Annotated in this window: 18 protein-coding genes; 5 read left to right on the forward strand and 13 right to left on the reverse strand. The window is 63.9% G+C overall.

The annotated features are described in order from the left end of the window. Positions 1–165 precede the first annotated feature (165 nt). The 3 genes from AC3WMU_RS00585 to AC3WMU_RS00595 all read left to right on the forward strand — a co-directional run bounded on the left by AC3WMU_RS00585 (position 166) and on the right by AC3WMU_RS00595 (position 4,108). Positions 166–1,776 carry a glucosamine inositolphosphorylceramide transferase family protein gene (locus AC3WMU_RS00585; RefSeq protein WP_454677421.1) on the forward strand — a complete coding sequence of 537 codons (1,611 nt, stop codon included), beginning with the start codon at positions 166–168 and terminating at the stop codon, positions 1,774–1,776. Positions 1,777–2,340: 564 nt separating this feature from the next. Continuing rightward, on the forward strand, positions 2,341–3,090 hold the full coding sequence (locus AC3WMU_RS00590; protein ID WP_006225555.1) for a response regulator transcription factor: 750 nt from the start codon (positions 2,341–2,343) through the stop codon (positions 3,088–3,090). Between the two features lie 355 nt (positions 3,091–3,445). Next, positions 3,446–4,108 carry a response regulator transcription factor gene (locus AC3WMU_RS00595; RefSeq protein ID WP_006225556.1) on the forward strand — a complete coding sequence of 221 codons (663 nt, stop codon included), beginning with the start codon at positions 3,446–3,448 and terminating at the stop codon, positions 4,106–4,108. Positions 4,109–4,361: 253 nt separating this feature from the next. Here AC3WMU_RS00595 and AC3WMU_RS00600 read toward each other — a convergent pair whose 3' ends face one another. The 13 genes from AC3WMU_RS00600 to AC3WMU_RS00660 are packed head-to-tail and all read right to left on the reverse strand — an operon-like array spanning position 4,362 to position 17,644. Next, a complete protein-coding gene (locus AC3WMU_RS00600; protein ID WP_454677420.1) occupies positions 4,362–5,633 on the reverse strand; it encodes a glycosyltransferase WbuB in 1,272 nt (423 codons plus the stop codon). Continuing rightward, the gene (locus AC3WMU_RS00605; RefSeq protein WP_006225559.1) at positions 5,630–6,190 is read right to left on the reverse strand and encodes a putative colanic acid biosynthesis acetyltransferase; all 561 of its coding nucleotides are present in this window, start codon (positions 6,188–6,190) and stop codon (positions 5,630–5,632) included. The genes AC3WMU_RS00600 and AC3WMU_RS00605 overlap by 4 nt, the downstream gene beginning before the upstream one ends. Continuing rightward, on the reverse strand, positions 6,187–7,074 hold the full coding sequence (locus AC3WMU_RS00610; RefSeq protein WP_035213460.1) for a glycosyltransferase family 2 protein: 888 nt from the start codon (positions 7,072–7,074) through the stop codon (positions 6,187–6,189). Before AC3WMU_RS00610 ends, AC3WMU_RS00605 begins: the two co-directional genes overlap by 4 nt. Positions 7,075–7,087: 13 nt before the next feature. Continuing rightward, positions 7,088–8,215 carry a glycosyltransferase gene (locus AC3WMU_RS00615; RefSeq protein WP_427937407.1) on the reverse strand — a complete coding sequence of 376 codons (1,128 nt, stop codon included), beginning with the start codon at positions 8,213–8,215 and terminating at the stop codon, positions 7,088–7,090. Then, complete coding sequence (locus AC3WMU_RS00620; protein ID WP_424624849.1) at positions 8,208–9,512, reverse strand: O-antigen ligase family protein; 1,305 nt, start codon at positions 9,510–9,512, stop codon at positions 8,208–8,210. Before AC3WMU_RS00620 ends, AC3WMU_RS00615 begins: the two co-directional genes overlap by 8 nt. Positions 9,513–9,533: 21 nt before the next feature. Beyond that, positions 9,534–10,436: a glycosyltransferase family 2 protein gene (locus tag AC3WMU_RS00625; RefSeq protein ID WP_006225563.1), complete on the reverse strand. Its 903-nt coding sequence runs from the start codon at positions 10,434–10,436 to the stop codon at positions 9,534–9,536. A gap of 22 nt (positions 10,437–10,458) precedes the next feature. After that, positions 10,459–11,775 (reverse strand): oligosaccharide flippase family protein, encoded by a 1,317-nt coding sequence (locus tag AC3WMU_RS00630; RefSeq protein ID WP_006225564.1) that lies wholly within the window; start codon positions 11,773–11,775, stop codon positions 10,459–10,461. A gap of 32 nt (positions 11,776–11,807) precedes the next feature. Further along, positions 11,808–12,770 (reverse strand): GDP-L-fucose synthase family protein, encoded by a 963-nt coding sequence (locus AC3WMU_RS00635; protein WP_006225565.1) that lies wholly within the window; start codon positions 12,768–12,770, stop codon positions 11,808–11,810. A 6-nt stretch (positions 12,771–12,776) separates the two neighbouring features. Beyond that, entirely contained in the window at positions 12,777–13,886 is a 1,110-nt protein-coding gene (gmd, locus tag AC3WMU_RS00640; RefSeq protein ID WP_492281644.1) for a GDP-mannose 4,6-dehydratase, read from the reverse strand. Positions 13,887–13,896: 10 nt separating this feature from the next. Beyond that, positions 13,897–14,259: a VanZ family protein gene (locus tag AC3WMU_RS00645; RefSeq protein WP_006225567.1), complete on the reverse strand. Its 363-nt coding sequence runs from the start codon at positions 14,257–14,259 to the stop codon at positions 13,897–13,899. 34 nt (positions 14,260–14,293) lie between these two features. Continuing rightward, complete coding sequence (locus AC3WMU_RS00650) at positions 14,294–15,724, reverse strand: mannose-1-phosphate guanylyltransferase/mannose-6-phosphate isomerase (protein WP_006225568.1); 1,431 nt, start codon at positions 15,722–15,724, stop codon at positions 14,294–14,296. 5 nt (positions 15,725–15,729) lie between these two features. Then, entirely contained in the window at positions 15,730–16,182 is a 453-nt protein-coding gene (locus AC3WMU_RS00655; RefSeq protein WP_006225569.1) for a GDP-mannose mannosyl hydrolase, read from the reverse strand. Positions 16,183–16,234: 52 nt separating this feature from the next. Next, positions 16,235–17,644 (reverse strand): undecaprenyl-phosphate glucose phosphotransferase, encoded by a 1,410-nt coding sequence (locus AC3WMU_RS00660; protein ID WP_006225570.1) that lies wholly within the window; start codon positions 17,642–17,644, stop codon positions 16,235–16,237. A gap of 241 nt (positions 17,645–17,885) precedes the next feature. Between AC3WMU_RS00660 and AC3WMU_RS00665 the strand changes: the two genes are divergently transcribed. After that, entirely contained in the window at positions 17,886–19,022 is a 1,137-nt protein-coding gene (locus AC3WMU_RS00665; RefSeq protein ID WP_006225571.1) for a polysaccharide biosynthesis/export family protein, read from the forward strand. 82 nt (positions 19,023–19,104) lie between these two features. Continuing rightward, the gene (locus tag AC3WMU_RS00670) at positions 19,105–21,366 is read left to right on the forward strand and encodes a GNVR domain-containing protein (RefSeq protein ID WP_006225572.1); all 2,262 of its coding nucleotides are present in this window, start codon (positions 19,105–19,107) and stop codon (positions 21,364–21,366) included. The last annotated feature ends 18 nt before the right edge of the window (positions 21,367–21,384 follow it).

Here is a 21,384-nt window from a genome sequence, read left to right on the forward strand (position 1 = left end):
TGCCCTCGGGCGGCCGACCTAGGATGAATGTGGTCTGGAACACGCGCCCAAAACGCCGCAGTATCAGCGCGAGGACTTGAACGCATTGCACCGGCGATACGTGACGCGGGCCCGTTTGCCAGACCGCTGCGGCTACCCGTGCGCCCTGACACAGGAGCAGGACAAATGAAGACCTACCGAGTGGGACTGCTGGTTGACGGGTATGAGCAACCCGGCTGGATGCATGAGATGGCGGAGTGGTTGATCCACAGTCAGGACTTCGACATGTCCGCCTTGTTGGTGATATCCCCCGAAGGCATGGGCAAGGCGCCGCGATTGGGCATGAAGGCGCTGTTCGGCACGCTGTCGCGCTTCGAAGCCCGGCTGCTGCCGGTCAAGCAGCGCCAGATGCTGGCCAATTGCCGCGACATGCGGCAGAGCATGCCGGCCGGCGTGCCGGTCTTGCCGCTGATGCCGCGGGAACCGGATAAGGGCGCGCCGGGCGAGGACGTCGTGGCCGCGCTGGGTCTGGACCTGGTGATCACGCTGGGTGCGTCGCTGGCCACACGGGCCCAGATGATGGGGTGGGCGCGGCTGGGCGTCTGGCAACTGAGCTATTCGGATATCGCGGTGTCGACCAGTCGATATGCCGGTTTTTGGGAGGTTTATCAACGCGAGGATCACACCACGGTGAAACTCTGGCGTGTCGGTCCGCAAGCGGATCAGGATGAGCTGCTGGACCAGCGCAGTTTCAACACGGAAGTGTTCTGGTTGAAAAATCAGGCTCGTGCGTTCAGCCTGGGAAATTTCATGGTCTACGACGCCCTGCAGGCGCTGGCCCGCGCCAGGCAGGCTTTGGCGGCGCCTGAAATGCAGATCATGAGCGGGCCGCGCCGGCCGGATCCGGCGGAGTGGGACAGTGCGGCATATATCGCGCGTCAGGCCTGGTTAATATCGGATTTGATTGTGCGCCGCATCATGAAACGTAATGTCCGATGGCGGATCGGCATGTTTCCGTCATCGCGGCAACAGGCGGTGATATCCGAGGCGAAGGTGTTGCAACCCCCGAAGGGGCGTTTTTTCGCGGACCCCTTTGTATATACCCACGACAAGAAACCATATATTTTTTTCGAGGATTACGACTTCACTTCCCGCAAGGGGACAATTTCGGTCGCGACCTACTCCGACGGGGCTTTCCGGCTGCTTGGCACCGCCCTGAACCTGCCTTATCACCTGTCGTTTCCATATATATTCGAACACGACGGCGTGACGTACATGGTGCCGGAAACGTGCGGAAACCGCAGTATTGAATTATGGAAGTGCACGGAGTTTCCGCTTAAATGGGAGCTTGATGTCACGCTGATGACCAATATATCCGCCGTGGATACTATTATTTTTAAACACGGAGAATACTGGTGGTTATTAACGAATATTGATCGAACAGACGGGCAAAGCCACTGTGACGAGCTTTTCGCGTTTTTTTCGGATTCGCCGCGATCCACCGTCTGGACGCCGCACGCGTGCAACCCTATCGTGCGCAACCCGATGCGGGCTCGTAACGCCGGAATCGTTGTCTCGCCTAGCGGAGACGTGATCCGATGCGCTCAGTACCAGGGCTTCTGCCACTACGGCAAGGGCGTCTCGCTGAACCGGATCGAGGAGCTCTCGCCGACCACCTACGTCGAAACGGACGGCGAAATCCACTACGCGAGCTTTTTGAGGAAGCGTCATGCTTCGATGCACCATTGGCACCACCAAGGGGGTCATACTGTATTTGACTTCGCCTATATGGAGTAAATGACGTCTCCGGCACAAAAATAAAAATGTTACCCATATTTCGATTGCAAGATGCCTGCACGGGCAGGGTGTGTCCGTGGAAACATATAGATAGGCTTTTGATCCAAAATCGGACTTTCTTGCCGCGGCGGGGGCGTGCCCCGCTGCGGCTTTTTTTCGAACGCTTCCACCCCCTCATCCCCGTCCCCATTGCGCTTGCGCAGGGTGAGGATCGCAGGGCATCTCCTGGGAAGACCATGGATTCTTGGTGAAAACCCTAGCGGTAAAAAGGGGGAGACAGGTATCTCATCCCTATTTACGAGAGTGATTAAGGCTAACGAATGATTTCTGTTTTTATCGGATTATATCGCCCTGAAACGTCTTGATTTTGGCAGTTTCGAACCATAAGATGGGTTCATGCCATCCGTTATGTTGGCTACCAAAGTTGCCCAGCCCAAACGCCCCGGTCCAGCTTCATTAGATATTCCGGGATGGTGCGGACCACCCACCGCAGGGTTGGAAAAAAAATAGTCTTCAGCACAGCGAAGATCCCTTCTAGGCCCGTCGAAAAACCGGGAGGACACCATGGCCAAGATGGTCCTGATTGAAGCTCATCCGCTATTGCGGTTGGGGTTGTGGCAGATACTTAGCAAGTTGGATGATGTGTGGGAAATCGAGGGGATGGGCCTGGCAGATTTGTCCAAGGCCGACGGCGCGCACGCTGGCGCCGATCTTCTGATCTACGGGTTGCCGGTAGATACCGACGAGGCATGGAGCGCATTGCACGAGATCCAGCGTGTGCTCACCCCGAAGCGGATTCTGCTTCTGACGGACGTGATGCCCTTGCCGATGCCGGTTCAAGGCCTGCCTGGCGCAAGCGTGTACGGTTGCCTGATGAAGACCGCTTCGGTCGAAATCCTGGAAGCCGCGATACGCCTGGTCATGGCAGGCGGGCAGTGCTTCCCCAGCGAGCAGGCATTGCAGGCGCCTGCGGCTACGGTTTGCGCCTTGCCTTCCCGCGATGCCGACGACGCATCCGGAAAGGGCACGATGCCGGTCAGCGCCGGGGCGCAGTTGCTTCAGATCACGCCGCGTCAGTACGAAGTCCTGGTGTTGCTGGCCAGGGGCTATCCGATCAAGACGGTCAGCCGGATGCTCAATATTTCGGTCGCTACTGCCAAGACGCATGCCTGCACGCTTTACCAGCGTCTGCATGTCAAGAACAAGGGAGAGGCCGTATACGCGGCGTTGCAGCGTGGCGCGACCTTGGAATGGCATGATCCCAATGGCAGGGATACGGACGCCGGGCAGATCTATGGGCGCAAGCTGGGGTAGTAGCGGGTTGCGCTGCCTGCCCGGCAGCCTGGAACGCACAGGTTCCGTTGCTGCCGGGTCCTCATAGCCATCCTGGCTAAGGCATACATAGCAGGGCCCGGCGTGCCGCTCGGCACGCCTTTCCTCCACCAATCATCCTCCTGACCGAGATTCAGCGGACGTAGCCGCTGATAGCATGGGTTGTGTCCGCAAGCATGGGTTGAGAGCGCGAATCACAACGCCTCGCCATCGCGATCCAATAGCGCGGACGAGATTCCCGTCATGCCGGCGCACCGCCAAAACCTGCCTTGGCAGCCTGATGCGCCGGCGTGATGGGAACCGTGTATGGGCCATGCGTCACAAGGTTCCTCCCGGGATGACAACCGTACTGATCGAAGACTACGCTCTGCTTCGCGTCGCTATCCAGCATGTACTGGAACGTGTCCGGAACGCCGACGACATCCTGGCTATTTCGCCAGCCCATCTGCTCAACATGTCCAGTTCGATCAACCGTCCAGTGGAATTACTGGTCGTCGGTTGCAGCGGCATGGCCGAGCAGGACATCGGGCTCATCTCCCAGGCGATGGCTTTCTTCATGCCCCGGCTGGTTCTGGTGCTTTACTCCGTGCTGGACCCTTCGGTCATGGGCGTATGCGCGCGTACCGGTGTTGCGGGATACCTGCCCAAAGCGTCAAGCCCCGACGCGCTGGCCGCGGCCGTCAGCCTGGTGATGGCGGGTGGCGAGTGCTATCCCCAGCCGGCTGGCCGGCCCCAGGCCGTCTCCCACGCGCCAGTGCAGGAGCTACGCGAACTGACGCAGCGGCAGGAAGAAATCCTGCAGCTGCTGGTGCAGGGCAAGACAATGCGGGAGATCGGCCAGCAGGTTGGCATATCGGTCGCCACAGTGAAGAGCCACGCCCGCACGCTGTACTGGAAGCTGAACGCGCGCAACCAGGCCGAAGCGGCCTATATCGCGGTGCAGATGGGATTGGTCCGAAGCGGCGGCGCGCTGGCACAGGGGAAAGCGGACAGCAATTGACAGGGAGCGGGGCGGGGGCGGTTGTTCCCGCCGCAATCACCTGATGGGAAACCGTAGGATGGGTGGAGCGCGAGAGTGCTTAGGCAAGAAAGTTTCTGCCCAGCGCGCGTAACCCATCAAGCAGCGGTGATTTCTTGGCAACTTCGGCCACAGCGCAGCCGCTGCGTGATGGGTTGCGCGCGCTGAACGCAAGAGTCCTTGTCTAAGAACTCTCGCGCTCCACCCATCCTACAACCCTCGCGCTCCACCCATCCTACGTATCACTCTCGCGTGTGCGGCTTTTCAGGGAGGCCGGTTTGGCCTTGGCGCCGACTACGGCGGCGAACTCGCGTTCGGCCGCGGCCAGCACCGCATCTACGTGCAGATGGGTCAGCGCGTACTGGCGTGCCGACGCGCCCAGGGTTTGGCGGGCGTGCGCATCGCTGCTTAGCGTGCGTATGGCCTGTGCCATGGCGTCGGCATCTTCGGGCGGGGTGAGCAATCCGCAATGCGCGACGACGTCGGCCAGTTCCGTGCCGGCTGCGGCCCCGCAGACCACGGGGCGGCCGCTGGCCAGCATGCCGGTCAGCTTGGACGGCATGACGAGATCAGCCGCGCCGGCGCGCTGCGGCAACAGGTGGATGTCCGCCGTGTTCAGCAGCGCGCCCAGCCGGGCCGCCGGTTGCAGATCCAGGAACCGGACGCGCGGCAAGCCGTCACAGCGCGCCTGCAGCGGCGCGCGTTCCGGCCCCTGGCCGCAGAATACGAACCAGACCCGCGTGTCGTCGGCAAGCTGACGGGCTACGTCGGCCAGCGTCTGCAGCCCTTGCTTGCCACCCATGTTGCCTGAGTACAGCGCAACGATTGCGTCTTGGGGAATGCCGAGCTCGGCGCGGTAGTCGCCGCCGTCCGCGCGGGGCGTGATGGCGTTGACGTCGATCCAGTTGGGCAGCAGCACCGCGCGCTCAGGCGCCACGCCTTTGGCCAGCGCCAGGTCCAGCATGCGGTGCGAGATCGTCGACACGCGGTCGAAGCGGCGCATCAGCCACCGTTCGGCGCGCTTGACCAGGGCGCGCAAACCGGCGCCCTTGAGCAGGCCCAGCTCGAACGCCGCGTCGACTTCGTAGTCCTGGATGTGCAGCCACGCGCGGGCGCCGCACAGGCGGGCGGTCAGCCAGGCGGCGGGCGCGCAGAACAAGGCGGGTTCCACCACAAGGATGAGGTCCGGCCGGCTGGCGGCCGCTCGCAGCAGTGACGGCAGACTGGACACTGCGAAGCTGGCCAGGTGAATCAGACGCTTGAGCCCACCGGGGCGCGTTGGCACCCACAGGGGCGCGCGGCGCACCGTGACCCCGGCACGTTCTTCCTTGCGGTAGCGGCCGGCGCGGTAGCCGTCGTGGACCTGCCATTGCGGGTAGTAGGGCGGTGCAGTCACGACACTGACCTCATGCCCGTGCGCAGCCATCCATTCAGCGAGTTCGGCACTGTACTTGCCGATGCCGGTCAGTTCCGGCGCGTAGTTGATACCGTAGATCAGTATCTTCATGGCGGCGTCGGCATGCGGGGGCGGACAGGCCGGCACGGATTGCCGTGGCACACCATCGCGGGCGGCATGTTGCGAAACACCGAACTGCGCGCACCCACCACGGCTTCGCGGCCGATCGTCACACCTGGGCCGACGAATACATCGGTCGCCACCCAGGCGCCGTCCTCGACGCGCACCGCGCGTTCGCGCAGAGGGAAATCCGGCTGGCCCGCATCATGGTCGGCCGCGCACAGGTAGCTGCGTTGCGACACCACGGCATGTGCGCCGATATGGATGGGCCCCAGACTGTAGATTACGGCGTCATCGCCGATCCAGGCGTAGTCGCCGATCTGGACCTTCCACGGATAAGTCACCGTGGCCGTTGGCCGGATCAGCACCTTGCGGCCGACCTGCGCGCCGAAGCAGCGCAACAGCCAGCGACGAAAACCGTATGCCACCTGCGGCGACCATCGGAACACCGTGCCTTGCACCATCCACCACAGCTGCACTGTCAACGCGGAGCGGCCGCGTTGCCCGGGGGCCAGCGCAAAGCGATCCAGTTGCTGAAGTGTGCTCATTTGGCGGCTCCCGCCACGGTGTCGGCCTGCGTGTCGCCGTCACGCGCCAGGCGCGCCTTCTGGAGTTCTTCGGTCTTGATGCGGATCTGCCAGTAATACATGGCGCGCGCCACCGCATAGTCGTAGCCCGCCTTGCCGTCCAGGAAGCCCAGGCGGAAGACGTAGGAATGCAGGAACGAGATCGGCGCCTTGAACGGCATGGCCTGGAAGATGCGCTTGAGCAGCGCGCGCGCGCCCACGTTGGCTTCGCGCGGGTCGTTCATCAGCCCCTTGGTGCGCAGGTTGGCTTCCCAGTCCGAATAGCGGTTGTGCTTGTCGAAATAATGGAAAAGCGAATCGTGGTCGTTGTGCACCATGCGCTGGCGCAGCGCAAAGGTCTCGCCCTTGACCTGCGGCTGGTAGTGGCCTTCGACCTCCCACATGTGGGCCACGTCCAGATCGTCGTAGTCCAGGAACCGGGACTGGTCGCGCGCCAGCAGCGCCAGTTTGTAGACGCGGTGGCCGTGTTCCAGCTTCTTGCCGCAGAACACGTAATCGAACGGCACGAAGGCGCCGCCCGCGCCGGCCGCGAAGCGCGGCAGGACCTCGCGGATTTCGGCAGCCAGCTCGGGCGTCATTTCCTCGTCGGCGTCCACGTACAGCACGACTGGGTGCGAGAACGGCAGTTGTTCCAGGCACCACTGCTTTTTCTTGGGGTACTTGCCGTTCCACTGGAAGTTCGAGACGCGGGCGCCCAGCGCCGTGGCCATGGAGCAGGTGGCGTCGGTGCTGTCGGAGTCCACGACGAACACCTCGTCGAATTCCACCAGCGCTTTCAGGCACTTGGCGATATTGCGTTCCTCGTTCTTCGTCATGACCACTACGGAAACCGGTATTTTCTGCATGATGCTGTCCTGTTCAAGGCGTGCCGCGTTGCATCAGCGGCTGGAATAGCGCGATGACGTTGCGGCAATGCCGCTCTAGGGAAAAGGCGTCGGCGCGCTCGGGGCCTTGCGCGGCCAGTTGCTCACGGATGCTGCCGTCGTAGGCCAGGCGACGCACAGCATCGGCCAGCGCCGCGGCGTCGCCGACCGGCACCAGCAGGCCGTAGCGGCCCGCATCCAGTATTTCCGCGGGTCCGTGCGGGCAATCGGTCGAGATCACCGGTACACCCAGGCATAGCGCTTCGACCAGCACGTTGCCGAAGCTCTCGCGGATGGAGGTCAACGCAAAGGCGCCCGCGCCCGCGATCACGGGGAAGGGGTTGTCGATGTGGCCAGCCAGCGTGACCGACGTGCGGGAAGGGCGTTCGTCGATGCGCTTTTGCAGCGCGTCGTGTTCGGAGCCCTCGCCCAGGATGGTGAAGGCGATGCCGGGATCGTCCAACAGGGCGGCGGCGTCGACCAGTGTGGCGTAATCCTTCACCGCTTCCAGGCGGCCCACGGCCACCACCTGATACGGGGTATCGCTGCCGCTTTCCTGGCGCTGGGCGCCTTGCTTGCGCACATTGTCCAGCGGCACGCCGTTGTAAATGGTGTGCACCTTGCCGCGCAACGGCGGAAACATGCTGACCAAGTCCTCCTTCACGCCGCGGGACACGCCCACCACGGCGTCATGGCGGCGGTAGGTCTGGCTGACCAGCCAACACTTCAGGCGCCGCATCCGCGACGCGCCGTAATGGATGGCCGGGCTACTGTGCTCGAACGCGACGGTGCGGAAGGTGCCGCCCAGGAGCTTCCTCGCCAGCACCACCAGCATGTTGCACAGCAAGCCGTGCGAGCACACGATTGCAGGCTTGTCGCGCCGGATCTGTGCCACCAGACGCATGAACGCCAGCGGCAGCATCAGCCGGAGCTTGGTGGGCGATTCGATGACCGGCAGCGCGCGGGTGACCTGCGGATTGCCTACCGGGTATTCGCGGTTGCGCGAACGCAGCAGGAACAGCGCGGAATCGACGCCCTGTTCCGGCAAGGCGTCCACGATGAAGGCGACGCATCTTCCGACGCCGCCGTGCAAGTCGGGCGCGACAAACAGGACATCAGGCATGGGGAATCACTCGCGGTAGCGCCCGGCGCGCGGTGTCCGGACGGTGGCTGGGGGTGAGTGCCGAACCAGGCGTGTCCGCCTGCGGCACGGGCATGATCTGCGCATTGCGCATCAGCGACAGGCAATAGCACAGCAGGAAGCCGGTGAACGCGGTCTTGGGCGCGTAGGCCAGGCCGCCCGACAGCGAGTCGATGAAGATGTAGATGGGGGCGGTGGCCAGCAGGTAGCGCCGGTGCATCTCCAGCCCGGGATGGTTGTATCGCTTGAGCAGCGTCAGCAGCAGGATCAGCAGTGGCGGCAGCATGATCATGATGGTGCCCACTACGCCGAACTTCATCAGGTAGAACGCCCAGGAGTTGTGCGCGAAGGTGCTGAGCTCGAAGCCGTTCTCTCCCATTACCCAGCTGCGAAAGCCCGCACCCTTGCCGAACACGGGGCTTTCAGCAAAGAAGTCCATCTGCCCCTGCATTTCCTGGATGCGGGCGCCGTAGCTGGAGTCCTCGTCCAGCTTTTCCACGCTGAAGATGCGGTTGGTCAGCACGTCCAGATAGCCGATGCTGGCGAACACCAGCACCCCGGCCACAGCGGCGGGCGCGAAGATCAGCACGGCGCGCCGGCGGATCTCGGGGCCGGATCCCAGCAGCACGGCGATCAGTACCGATACCGCCAATTGCAGATACTGGCTGCGGTTCAAAGAGAACACCAGCGCCAGCAGCATGTACACCGTCAAGGCGTAGGCCTTTGGCCCGGACACGTTCAGTGTGCGGCGGAAGTACAGCAGCGAGACGACGCCGAACGGAATGGCCCAGACGCCCAGCCGCACGTTGCGCAACGGGTTGGCCACGCTGAAGCCCTGCAGCTGCTCCAGCAACATCAGCGTGGCGACGGCCAGGCAGGCCGCCACGATGTACTTCTGCAGCACGGCGTAGGCGGCAGGGCTGTCGATGTCCTTGTAGCAAAGGAACGGCGTGCACAGGAAATAGAACACGATGCGCAAGTCGCGCGCCACGTCGCCCGTCTCGATGCCTGGGTGGTGCACCGACACCAGCAGCAAATAAATCACCGACATCGCCTGCAGGCCCAGCAGCGCGCCGAGCAGGCCGCGCGGCAGGGCGTAGGCGCTGGGCTCAGCGAGCCGCAGCGCTTTGACGGCCAGCATGGCGACGAACAGCACGTCGAACGGCGACAGCTTGAAGCTGCCCACGCCCAGGATGAAGCGGTCGTCGTTCAGGGCCAGGGCGGTGAACGCGAACAGCCCCAGCAAGTGCAGGGTGGATAGGCGGCGGTGCGGGCTCATGGGGGTGTCCTGGTAGGGGATCTAGTGGGCGGCCCAGTCGTCGCGTCCGAAGATCTTGGTCGTCAGCTTTTCGAACAGGTAGGACAAGTCCCCTTGGCGGGCATGGGCTGCGACCTTCGACGCGCGGCAGGACAGTTCGAACAGCCGCCCCAGCCCGGGCTCGGTGCGCCGGATGCGGGTCACGATCTGTTCGCGCTCTTCCAGCAGCACGTCCTGCATCAGCGCGGTCTTGGTCTCGTCATGCGCGGTGTAGACCCCCAGCGCGTCCGGCACGATCAGATTCTTGCCTTCGCGCAACAGGCGGCTCCAGAGCTCCAGGTCCATGCAGTAGCGCATGCTTTCCTGCAGCAGTCCGTACTTGCGCAGCAGGTCGCGGCGGAAGATGGCCGACTGGTTGGGAATGGACGCCTTCACCACGGTCAGCGTGCCGCGGTTGACCGGCGTGTAGTGGATCTTGCGGAAAATCTGGTTGTTCGCGTCGGCCACGAACAGGTTGCCGCTGACGATCGGCGCACGGCCCCGCGCGGCAGCCGCACCCAGCTTGCGCAGCGCACCGGGAAAGTACAGGTCGTCGGAGTTCTGCCAGCCGACGTAGTCGCCGGTGGCGCGCTCGAACCCTTTGTTGATGGCGTGCGACTGGCCGCGGTCCGGGGTGCTTTCCCAGTAGGTCAGGTAGCGTTCGTACTTGCGGATGATGTCCACGCTGCCGTCGGTCGACCCGCCATCGATGATGATGTACTCCAACCGCGGATAGCCCTGGTTCAGCACGGAAAGAATGGTGCGTTCCAGGAACTTGGCCTGGTTGAACGAGGGAGTCACGATAGTCACCTTGGGCAACAGGCCCCCGGCGATCGGCGCGGGCGGACGAAGCTCGCGGACGAAGTCGATGAGCTGACGTGAGTACTCGTTATGACGCTTGCGCATGTAAGACCTCAACATGTTGGGGTTATCGAGTGGCCGCTGGCAACGCGCCCGGGAAGTCGGGGCGCGATTGACGGATGGCGAGAGCGACGCCAGCCAGCGTGATTGCCGCGTAGGCCATGCGGCCCCAAGCCGCGGCGTGCTCGCCCGCCGCGTGTACCAATCCCGCCATGACGCACAGCATCGCCAGTCCGCCCAACCCGTTCAGGATGGCGACCGCGCGGGAATTCCCGAGGCCGAGCAGCGAGAAGTGCGCCGCGGCATTCAGGGAAAGCAGCCCCGATGCCACGATCAGCAGCCGGAAGGTGGCAAGATGGCCTGTCGCCACGTTGTCGCCCAGCAGCAAGTTCAATAGCGGATGGCTGACCGCGAGTACGGCTAGCGTGGCGCTGGTCGACAGCGCCAGGTTCCACAGCATCATGCGGCGGATCTCGTGTTCAGCGGCGCCCGCATAGGGCGGCGACACCGACAGGCGGCTGACGCGCGGCATGGCCTTCTGGAAGATCGCCACCGCCGCGGTATGGATGATCTGGCCGACTTGCACGCCGACGGTGTAGATCGCCAGCGCGGCCGGGCCCATCAAACTGCCCACCAGCACGCGGTCCACGGACCCGAACGCCAGCGCGCTCAGGCTGTTCAACCAGGACCAGCGCGAAAACTTGAATGCGTCCATCATCGCGGCGCGGTCGCGCACTGGGCGCACCAGCACCCGTCCGTAGGCACGCGAGAACACGCGCATCTTCACGGTGCCGGCGATCAGCAGCCCGAAGGCCTGCGCCACGCCCGTCCAGGTGGGTGACGCGGTCAGCCAGGCCGTGGCGCAAGCCAGCGCCATCGTGCCGGAACGGCTGAAGACCTCGCACAGCGCGGTGGCGCGGAAATCCTCGCGCCCCTTCAGGCAGCCCGAAAACAGCTGGTCATATTGCTGCGTCAGGTAGATGGCCAGCGCTGGCATGGCCAGCAGCGTCACGGCCACGCCGCCGAATGTCGCGGCGGGCCACCCCAGGCCCACGACCGCCCACAGCAGCACCGCAGCCAGCGTGACCACGCCCAGCGCGCAACCGATCAGCGACATGCTGACGCCGGCTGCGCGGTAGGCGCCGCCTGGTTCGTGCAGCCGTTCGGACACCAGCTTGGTCGCAGTCACGGCCGCACCCAGGTTGGCGGCGTTGCCGAAGCCGGCCAGCGCGATGATCATCGAATACTGGCCAAAGCCCACCGTGCCCAGTTGACGGAACAGGATGGGCAGGGCCACCAGCGCCGCAACCGGGCCGATGCCGTATTCCACCAGCCCCCAGAAAGAGGCATTGCCGGCGATGTGTTTCCTGACGAATCCAAGCATCGGATGGCCTATGGTTCATGCTGGCGCGGCCGTCAGGCCACGGGCAGCGCCTGTTGGGGTTGTTCGGCGCGTTCACGCAGGAAGTGGCCGTATGCCAGCGTGATGCCGTCGACGAGCGATACGTCGGGCCGCCAGCCCAGCGCCTGCACGCGCGACGAGTCCATGAGCTTGCGCGGCGTGCCGTCGGGCTTGGTGGTGTCGTAGACGATGCGGCCGTGGTAACCCACCACCCGCGCCACCAGTGCCGCCAGGTCCGCGATGGAGATGTCCTTGCCCGCGCCGATGTTGTAGATGCCTTCGGCGTCGGGGTGCTCCATCAGCGTCACGCAGGCCTGGGCCAGATCGTCCACGTACAGGAACTCGCGCAGCGGCGTGCCCGTGCCCCAGATCGTTACGCTTTCCTGGCCCGATTCGCGCCCTTCATGGAATTTGCGGATCAGCGCCGGCAGCACATGGCTGCTGTGCAGGTCGTAGTTGTCATGCGGGCCGTACAGGTTGGTCGGCATGGCGCAGATAAAGCGCGCGCCGTACTCGCGCTGGTAGGCTTCGCACAGCTTCAGGCCCGCGATCTTGGCGATGGCGTACGGCTCGTTGGTGGATTCCAACGGGCCGGTCAGCAAAGCGTCCTCGCGCAGCGGCTGCGCAGCCTCGCGGGGGTAGATGCATGACGAACCCAGAAACAGCAACTTGCGCACGCCGGCCGCATAGGCGGCGCGGATCACGTTGCACTGGATCATCAGGTTCTTGTATAGAAAATCGACCGGATGATTCTGGTTGGCCAGGATGCCGCCCACCTTGGCCGCCGCCAGGTACACCACGTCGACGGGGGTCGTCGAAAAGAAGCGGTGCACCTGGTTCTGGTTTTCAAGGTCCAGTTCGGCGCGGGTGCGGGTCAGCACATGGGGGTAGCCGCGCCGCTGTAGTTCGCGGGTGATCGCGGCGCCCACCATGCCGCGATGGCCGGCGACAAACACGCGTTGGTCCAGGTTCGTCATGGCGGACTACTCCTTGTAGGCGTAGATTTCGTAGCCGTTCTGCTCGACCAACGCGTCGCGGCGCGCGTCCTTCAGGTCGCTCTCCACCATTTCCTTGACCAGCTGCGCGAACGTGGTGCGCGGCGACCAGCCCAGCTTTTCCCGTGCCTTGGTGGGGTCGCCCAGCAGCGTCTCCACTTCGGTCGGACGGAAGTAGCGCGGATCGACGCGCACGATCACCTGCCCGGGCTTGATGTCATGGACTGGCGAGAACAGCACGGTGGCCGTCTCCTCCAGCCCTTCGCCTTCCCACGCCAGCAGGATGCCCAGCTCGCGCGCCGCCGTATTGATGAATTCGCGCACGCTGTATTGCATCCCGGTGGCGATGACGTAGTCCTCGGGCGTCTCTTGCTGCAGCATCAGCCACTGCATTTCGACGTAGTCCCGCGCATGGCCCCAGTCGCGCAGGGCCGACAAGTTGCCCAGGTACAGGCATTCCTGCAGGCCCAGGACGATGCGCGCCAGGCCGCGGGTGATCTTGCGGGTGACGAACGTCTCGCCGCGCTTGGGCGATTCGTGGTTGAACAGGATGCCGTTGCAGGCGTACATCCCATAGGCTTCGCGGTAGTTCACGCTGATCCAATAGGCGTACAGCTTGGCGGCGGCGTAGGGGCTGCGCGGATAGAAGGGGGTGGTTTCCTTCTGCGGCGTTTCCTGCACCAGGCCATACAGCTCAGAGGTGGAGGCCTGGTAGAAGCGCGACTTTTCCTCCAGCTTCAGGATGCGGATGGCTTCCAGCAGGCGCAAGGTGCCCAGGCCGTCGGCGTTGGCGGTGTATTCAGGCTCTTCGAATGACACCCCCACGTGGCTTTGTGCCGCCAGGTTGTAGATCTCGTCCGGCTGAACGGATTGCACGATGCGGATCAGGCTGCACGAATCGGTCATGTCGCCGTGATGCAGCACGAAATTGCGCGGCTGGTCGTGAGGATCCTGGTACAGGTGGTCGATGCGCGCGGTGTTGAACAGCGAAGCGCGCCGCTTGATGCCGTGGACCTCATAGCCCTTGGCCAGCAGGAACTCCGCCAGGTAGGCCCCGTCTTGGCCGGTAACGCCGGTAATCAGTGCCCGTTTTGGCATGGTTGTATCCTTAAGACTTAGTGACTGCACGAAAGGAGCCGAAGGCTGCGGAACCGATGTGCAATGAGATTACTGTTGCACCAGCCGCCGAGATATCGGCCAAAAGGTCTAAGAGTTCAGCCTGTCGGTAGGGAAAAAAGGACTGGATTGATTCGTCCAGGGCACCTAAAGCCGTGATCGCCAGCATGGCCACAAGGGCCGGGCGCCGGTTGACCGACAGGTAGATCAACGCGGTCAGGAAGGCGTAAGCCACAAGGTGCAGACGCTTGTCGCCGAAGGCATCCGACATGTCCGCCGCCAGCCCGGGCAGGTTGCCCACCGTCACCAGCACGGCGAAGAACAACCCCGCCACAGGCAGGCAGATCCGCGCCATGCCGCGCCGCCAGAAGGGTTCTTGCACCGGGTTTTCAGACACGGCCGTAGAGGTCCTGGAAACGCACGATGTCGTCTTCACCCAAGTACGCGCCTGATTGCACCTCGATGATTTCCAGCGGGATCTTCCCGGGGTTTTCCAGGCTGTGGGTTTCGCCCAGCGGGATGTAGGTCGACTGGTTCTCCGTCAACAGGTACTGCTTGTCGCCGTTGTAGATGCGCGCCGTGCCCGACACCACGATCCAGTGTTCGGCCCGGTGATGGTGCATCTGGGACGACAGGCGGGCGCCCGGCTTCACCGTGATGCGCTTGACCTGGTAGCGCGGCCCATGGCCCACCGAGTCGTACGATCCCCAGGGGCGCTGCACCTCGCGGTGGTGGTTCAGTTCCGACCGGTGCTGGGTCTTGAAGATCTCGACCAGGCGCTTGACGTCCTGCGACCGGGATTTATGGGCCACCAGCACGGCGTCGGCCGTTTCGATCACCACGATGTCGTCCAGGCCCACCGAAGCGACCAACCGGCTGGTGGAGTGGATCAGGCAGTTGCGGGAATCCTCGACCATGACGTCGCCTGTGGTGGAGTTGCCCTCCACCGTCTTCTGGGCGATGCCCCAGACCGCGTCCCAGGCCCCTACGTCGCTCCATGAGGCCGCCAGCGGGATGACGACGGCGCTGTCCGTGCGTTCCATGATGGCGTAGTCCATCGAATCACTGGGGCAAGCCTCGAACGACGGCCCGTCCAGATGGAACAGCCCGCTTTCCCCATGGCCGGTGGCCACAGCCGCCTGCACCTGCTCGAGCATCTTGGGGGCCAGGCGGGCCATTTCAGACAGGAAGACGGAGGCCTGGAAGGCGAACATGCCGCTGTTCCAGTAGTAGCCGCCGTCGTCGATGAAGCGCTGCGCCACCTCGGGCGACGGCTTTTCGACGAAGCGGCGCACGCGGCGGGCCGGCGCCATGACGCCGGGTTCTTCCGCCTGGATATAGCCGTAGCCGCTGAGCGGCGCGGTCGGGGTGATGCCGAAGGTCACCAGTGCACCCTGGCGCGCGGCCTCGTAGGCGGCGGCGAAGGCCGCGCTGAGCACCTCGCCGTCCTCCAGCACGTGGTCCGACGGCATGATCAGCATGATGGGGTCTTCACCGTCCCGCATGGCCCGCAACGTGGCCGCGGCGATCGCCGGGGCGGTGTTCCGCGCGAATGGCTCCAGGATTACCTCGGCGTCCTTGATGCCCAGTTCCAGGGTCTGTTCGGCGGCGATGTACTGGTGGGCGTCGTTGCACACCAGCATCGGCTTGGCCTGGGCGTTAGCCGAGCCCAGGCGCAGCAGCGTGTTCTGCAACAGGCTGCGGGCATCGGTCAAACGGATGAACTGCTTGGGCAGCAGTTCGCGCGACAACGGCCACAGGCGCGAACCGGAACCGCCGCAAAGGATGACAGCCCGGTAGGGGGGAGGGGGATTCGTCATGGCGCTCACTCCTTGAAGTAGGCCTGGGTGTACGGATGCACGCCGGGGTCGGCGGCGATCTCTTCCGCAGGCAGCCAGCGGTAGCTCTGGTGCTGCGCCTGCGGAAGACAAGCGGTGTCCAACGACAACTCGGCCTCGTAGGCGAGGACGACGTAATGGGTGGAGCGTCCGGCTTCACCCGCGAAATTGGTGCCATAGAAGTGTTCGTACACGCCGCGCGGCGTCCAGGCCTCGGCCGCGATGGCCAGGCCCAGCTCGTCATTGGCGATGCGGCGCAGCGCGTTGCGCAGGGATTCGTTCTTGCGGATGCGTCCGCCGGGCACGAACCAGGCGCCGCGGGCCGGCGGATTGGTCCGCAGGCCTGTCAGATAGCGGCCATTGGCGTCGCGCAGCAACAGGTCGATGGACACCAGCGGCAGCATCTCCACCGCCTGGCGGAAGTCGGCCTGGGCCAGCATGCCGCCGCGGCTCGTGTCCGTGCGGGCGCTGTGGCCCGGCCATCCCAAAGGCTTAGTAGACATTGCGGCCCGTCCATCCCGACACGGCCGTGCGGGCGATGATCAGCAGGTCCATCCGGAACGTCCAGTGCTGGATGTAGTAGATGTCGTGCTCGACGCGGTCGCTCATCTTGCGCAGCGTGTCCGTCTGCCCCCGGAACCCGTTGACCTGGGCCCAGCCCGTAATGCCCGGCTTGACCCGGTGGCGCATCATGTAGCGCTGCACCAGGTCCTTGTACATTTCGTTGTGCTCCAGCGCGTGCGGGCGGGGCCCGACGACGGACATGTCGCCCATCAGCACGTTCAGGAACTGCGGCAGCTCATCCAGGCTGGTGCGCCGCAGGAAGCCGCCGATGCGGGTAATGCGGGAATCGTTGCGGGTCGCCTGCGTGACCGTGCCATGTTCCTGATGCACGGTCATGGTGCGGAACTTGTAGACGTGGAACACCTTGCCGTCCACGCCCAGCCGCGGCTGGGTAAAGAAAACGGGGCCACGGGACGTCAGCTTCACCATCAGGGCGATGGAGATCATCAGGGGTGACAAGCCGATCAGCGCGCAAAAGGCGAAGCTGCGGTCGAAGACCTCTTTGGCCCAGCCCCGCACGCCGGCGGCCGGCAGGCTGTTGAGCTGGATGGCGGGCAAGCCCAGGAATTCGCCGATGCGGTGGCCCAGCAGCTGGATCGACATCACATCGGGGATCCACCGGATATCCACCAGGTCGTTGCGCAGGTGATAGAGCACTTCACGCAATTCCTGGCCCGCCTCCATCGGAAGGACGATCCAGATCTCGCGCACGTTGTGTTCATGGACGAAGGCGTGCAGGTTATCCAGGTCCTGCAGGCGGCGTACTTGCGGCGGCAGGCTTTCATGCGGTTCGGCATAGATGCCGGCCACGGTGTAGCCTGCGCCCCGGTACCGTTCGACGCGGCGCCACAGGTCATGGCCCAGTGCGCCAAAGCCCACCAGCAAGACGTTCTTCTTGTTCAGGCCCCGGTCGCGCGCTGCGCCCAGCGCCGCATAGACGGCGATGCGCACACCCGCCAGCGTCAAGGCCGACATGCCGAACCAGGTAGCCGCCCATATGCGCGATATCGCGGCGGTCTGATGCATGAGAAAACTGACGAGGATGCCCAGTGCGAACACGGTGGCCCAGGCCATCAGGCTGCGCACCACCAGATCCGTCAGCAGCCGGCCCCGCCACGACACGTACAGGCGGAACGCCGGAAAGATGGCGATCACGCCCAAGCCGCACAAGTAGACGAGGAACAGATGGATCTGCGGTGGGTCCGCCAGAGCATCGTCCGAGAATTTCAAACCGGTGGCAGTCAGGCCGCAGGTGATCACGATCGCGGCATCGAGCAAGCGGTATAGATAGCTTGCTCCGCTGAATCTTGCCGACGTGTCCGAGTTGGACGGGTCCATCGCGCACTCCTGTTCGTGGAGAATCTCTTGCGGCGAAAAAAAACGATGCACTGCCGCAAAACATGTGGCTACCGACGAAATCTTATTGAGTGCAAGGCGTACCCGAAACCTCCAAACGATGTAGGAGAAGGCTTAGGGCATCCGTCGAATGTGCGGGGCTTCGAAAAGAGAGTGGAATGTCGCAACCCGTTACGCATCGGGCTCCATTCCAAGCAACGAAGTCATTCACAGTGGATTTGCCATGACGACATTTTTCGGAACGTTGAGCCGAGCCATCGCCGCTATCGCGCTCGTGTCCTCGCTGGGCGCTTGCGCCCTGTCTCCCGGTATGACCTTTAATGCCAGCCACCTCGTAGATCCCCTGGATCCGAACTCCGTGGCCCCGATCAAGGAAATCACGCCGTCGCTGGTCGTGGACGACTTGCGGGCCCGCCAGGCACTGATCGACAACGACGGCGTGGACCGCCTGGTCGGCAGCGTCGAGCCCTACCGCATCGGCCCGGGAGACATCCTCTCCATTGTGGTCTGGGATCACCCCGAGCTCGTCCTTCCGACGCAAACCTACGCCATCGGGACAGGGGTGACCGAACTAGTCATGGGAGATACCGCCTCGGGCATTCCGGGCTATACGGTGTCATCCACTGGATACATCCAATTTCCCTATACGGGATTGCTGAAAGTGGCGGGGTTGACGGAACTTCAGGCGCGCAATCTCATAGTCAATAGTTCCGGCAAGTACATCCAGGATCCGCAGATCACAGTACGCGTGCTTGGCTATCGCAGCAAGCGCGTCTACGTCGAAGGCGAGGTCAAGTTGCCGGGCACGGTTGCCATCAATGACATCCCGATGACTCTGCTCGAAGCGGTCAACCGCGCGGGAGGTTTGCTGCCCACCGCCGACCGTAGCGCCGTCTATGTGATTCGTGATGGCCGCCGTACCCGCGTGAACCTGCCGGCGCTGATCGAACGTGGCCAGGACTTGAATCAGGTCATGCTGAAGTCAGGCGACATCGTGCGTGTGACGCCACGTGACGACAGCAAGGTGTTCGTGATGGGCGAAGTGTTCCTGCCCACCACGGTGGTGATGCGCGACGGACGCATGTCGTTGACCGAGGCGCTGGGCATGGCGGGAGGACCGAACCAGCTCACGGCTGACGCGTCGCAGATTTTTGTAGTGCGTAGTACCGAGCAGGCGACGCCGCTGGTGTTCCATCTGAACTCCAAGTCGCCGCAGGCTCTGGCGGTAGGAGCGAAGTTCGAGTTGGAACCCAAAGACGTCGTGTTCGTGGATACGGCAGCGCTGGTGCGGTGGAACCGCTTCATCAGCAACCTGTTCCCGAGCGCACAAACGGTACAGACCGTGAAATCGATCAACTAGTCCGACTTTCGGGGTCGCCAGACCCTAAACCACGCCTTTGGGGGCGCCGCGACCGCGGCGGCGCCCACGTCTGGAGAGCTGCATGTCGTTGCCCATCGAATCATTCGAGCCGAACGTTCCGGCTCGCCAGCAGGAAACCCCGTTGTCGTCCCACGTGGATGCGATCGTCTCGAACCGGTGGATGATCATCGCCATCACCTTGCTCGCCTTTCTCGGCGCCTTGGCATACGTGATGGTGACGCCATCGGTCTATTCGGCCGACATCATCGTGCAGGTCGAAGAGGAAATGCCCAATGGCCAGGCGCGCAGCCTGCTGGGCGACGTCTCCGCCATGTTCGACACCAAGGCAGAGACGTCCGGCGAAATGGAAGTGCTGCGTTCGCGCATGGTGGTGGGGCCCGCTGTCGACAAATTTCTGCTCTACATCCACGCGAAGCCGCGCTATTTCCCCGTGGTGGGCGAATGGCTGGCGCAGCGCTACGAAGCGCTGCCGTATCCGTCCAGCCTGCCGCGCGGCGGGTATGCATGGGGCGGGGAGTCCATCGCAATCTCGCAACTGGACGTGCCCAATGAATGGCTGGGCAAGCCGTTTCGCGTGACGACGCTGGGCGAAGGCCGCTACACGCTGACCGACAAGTTCACGGGCGCCACGTTCAACGGTACCGTGGGCAAGCCTGAACATTTCCTGTTGCCCGGCGGCGGCGCCATGGACGTGCACATCGACGCGTTGGCAGGCCGGCCTGGCACCGAGTTCACCGTGTCGCGCAGCTCGCGCCTGGCGGCGATCGAAGACGTGCAATCGCACCTGGGCATCTTCGAGCGCGGCCGCGCATCGGGCGTGATCGGCGTCACGCTGGAAGGCAACGACCCGGCGTTGACCACCGCGGTGCTGAACCAGATCGGCCAGGAATACGTGCAGCAGAACGTCAATCGCAAGTCGGCGCAGGCCGAGAAGTCGTTGACGTTCCTGGAGCAGCAGCTGCCCATCCTGAAAGGCGAACTGGACGCCGCCGAAACCAAGTACAACGCGCTGCGCAACAAGCGCGGCACGATCGACTTGAGCGAAGAAGCCAAGCTCATCCTGGCGCAATCCGTGGACGCGCAGACCAAGGTGATGGAGCTGCGTTCCAAGCGGCAGGAACTGATCACGCGCTTTGCGCCGACCCATCCCAGCATCGTGGCCATCGACCGGCAGATTACGTCGCTCTCCGGTGACGTCAGCCGCATCGGCAACAACATCAAGCAGCTGCCGGACCTGGAGCAGGACGTGGTGCGCCTGGTGCGTGACGTGCGCGTCAACACCGAGCTCTACACGGGCCTCTTGAACAACGCGCAGCAACTGCGGCTGATCCGCGCCGGCAAGGTGGGCAACGTGCGCATCCTGGATGCGGCCGTGCAACCCGACCGTCCCGTGCGCCCCAAGGCCGCGATCATCATCGGCGTGGCGACGGCCATCGGCCTGATCTTCGGCATGCTGTGCGCCTTCGTGCGTAATGCGCTGTTCGGCGGCCTGTCGGAACCCGAGGACGTCGAACGCTACACGGGCCTGCCCGTGTTGGCCGCCATCCCGTACAGCGACATGCAGGACAAGCTGTGGCGCCGCAGCCGCCGCAAGAACGCGACCGTGCCTGCGCTGCTCGCGCAAAGCCAGGGCAACGCGCCGCCCATCGAAAGCCTGCGTTCGTTCCGCAATGTGCTGCAGGCGTCGCTGCGACAGTCGGCCAACAACATGGTCATGTTCACCGGGCCTGTGGCGGGCGTGGGCAAGTCGTTCCTGTCGGCCAACTTCGCCTTCATCCAGGGCGGCGTGGGCAAGCGCGTGCTGCTGATCGACGCCGACTTCCGCAAGGGCCAGCTGAACCGCTATTTCGGCGTGCCGAAAGAGGACGGACTGTTCGAAGTGCTGTCGGGCACCATCCCGCTGACGCGCGTAAGGAAGCACAGCGTGTCCGAAGGCGTGGACTTCATCGCCACAGGCGCGGTGACCTTTGATCCGTCGGAACTGCTGGCCTCGCCGGTGTTCGGCGCCACGCTGCGCGAACTGGCGTCGCAGTACGACATGGTGATCCTGGATACGGCCCCAGTGCTGTCGTCGCCCGACGCGGCGGTGGTGGGCACGCATGCGGCGGCCGTCATGGTGGTGGTGCGCTCCGGCATGAACACCGTGGGCGAGATCCGCGAAACGGCCAAGCGGCTGATCCAGGCCGGCGCGCCGGTGGACGGCGTGTTGTTCAACGGGCTCAAGCTCATGCCGGAGCGCTTCGGCTTCCGGTCCAAGTATGGGAGTTATCGGTATTCCCGTGCGGCGTATTACGGCGATTTCAAACAGAACGGCCCCAAATAACGCCACCCGGAGAAACTG

The sequence above is a fragment of the Achromobacter sp. FW305-C-13 genome (assembly GCF_058783475.1).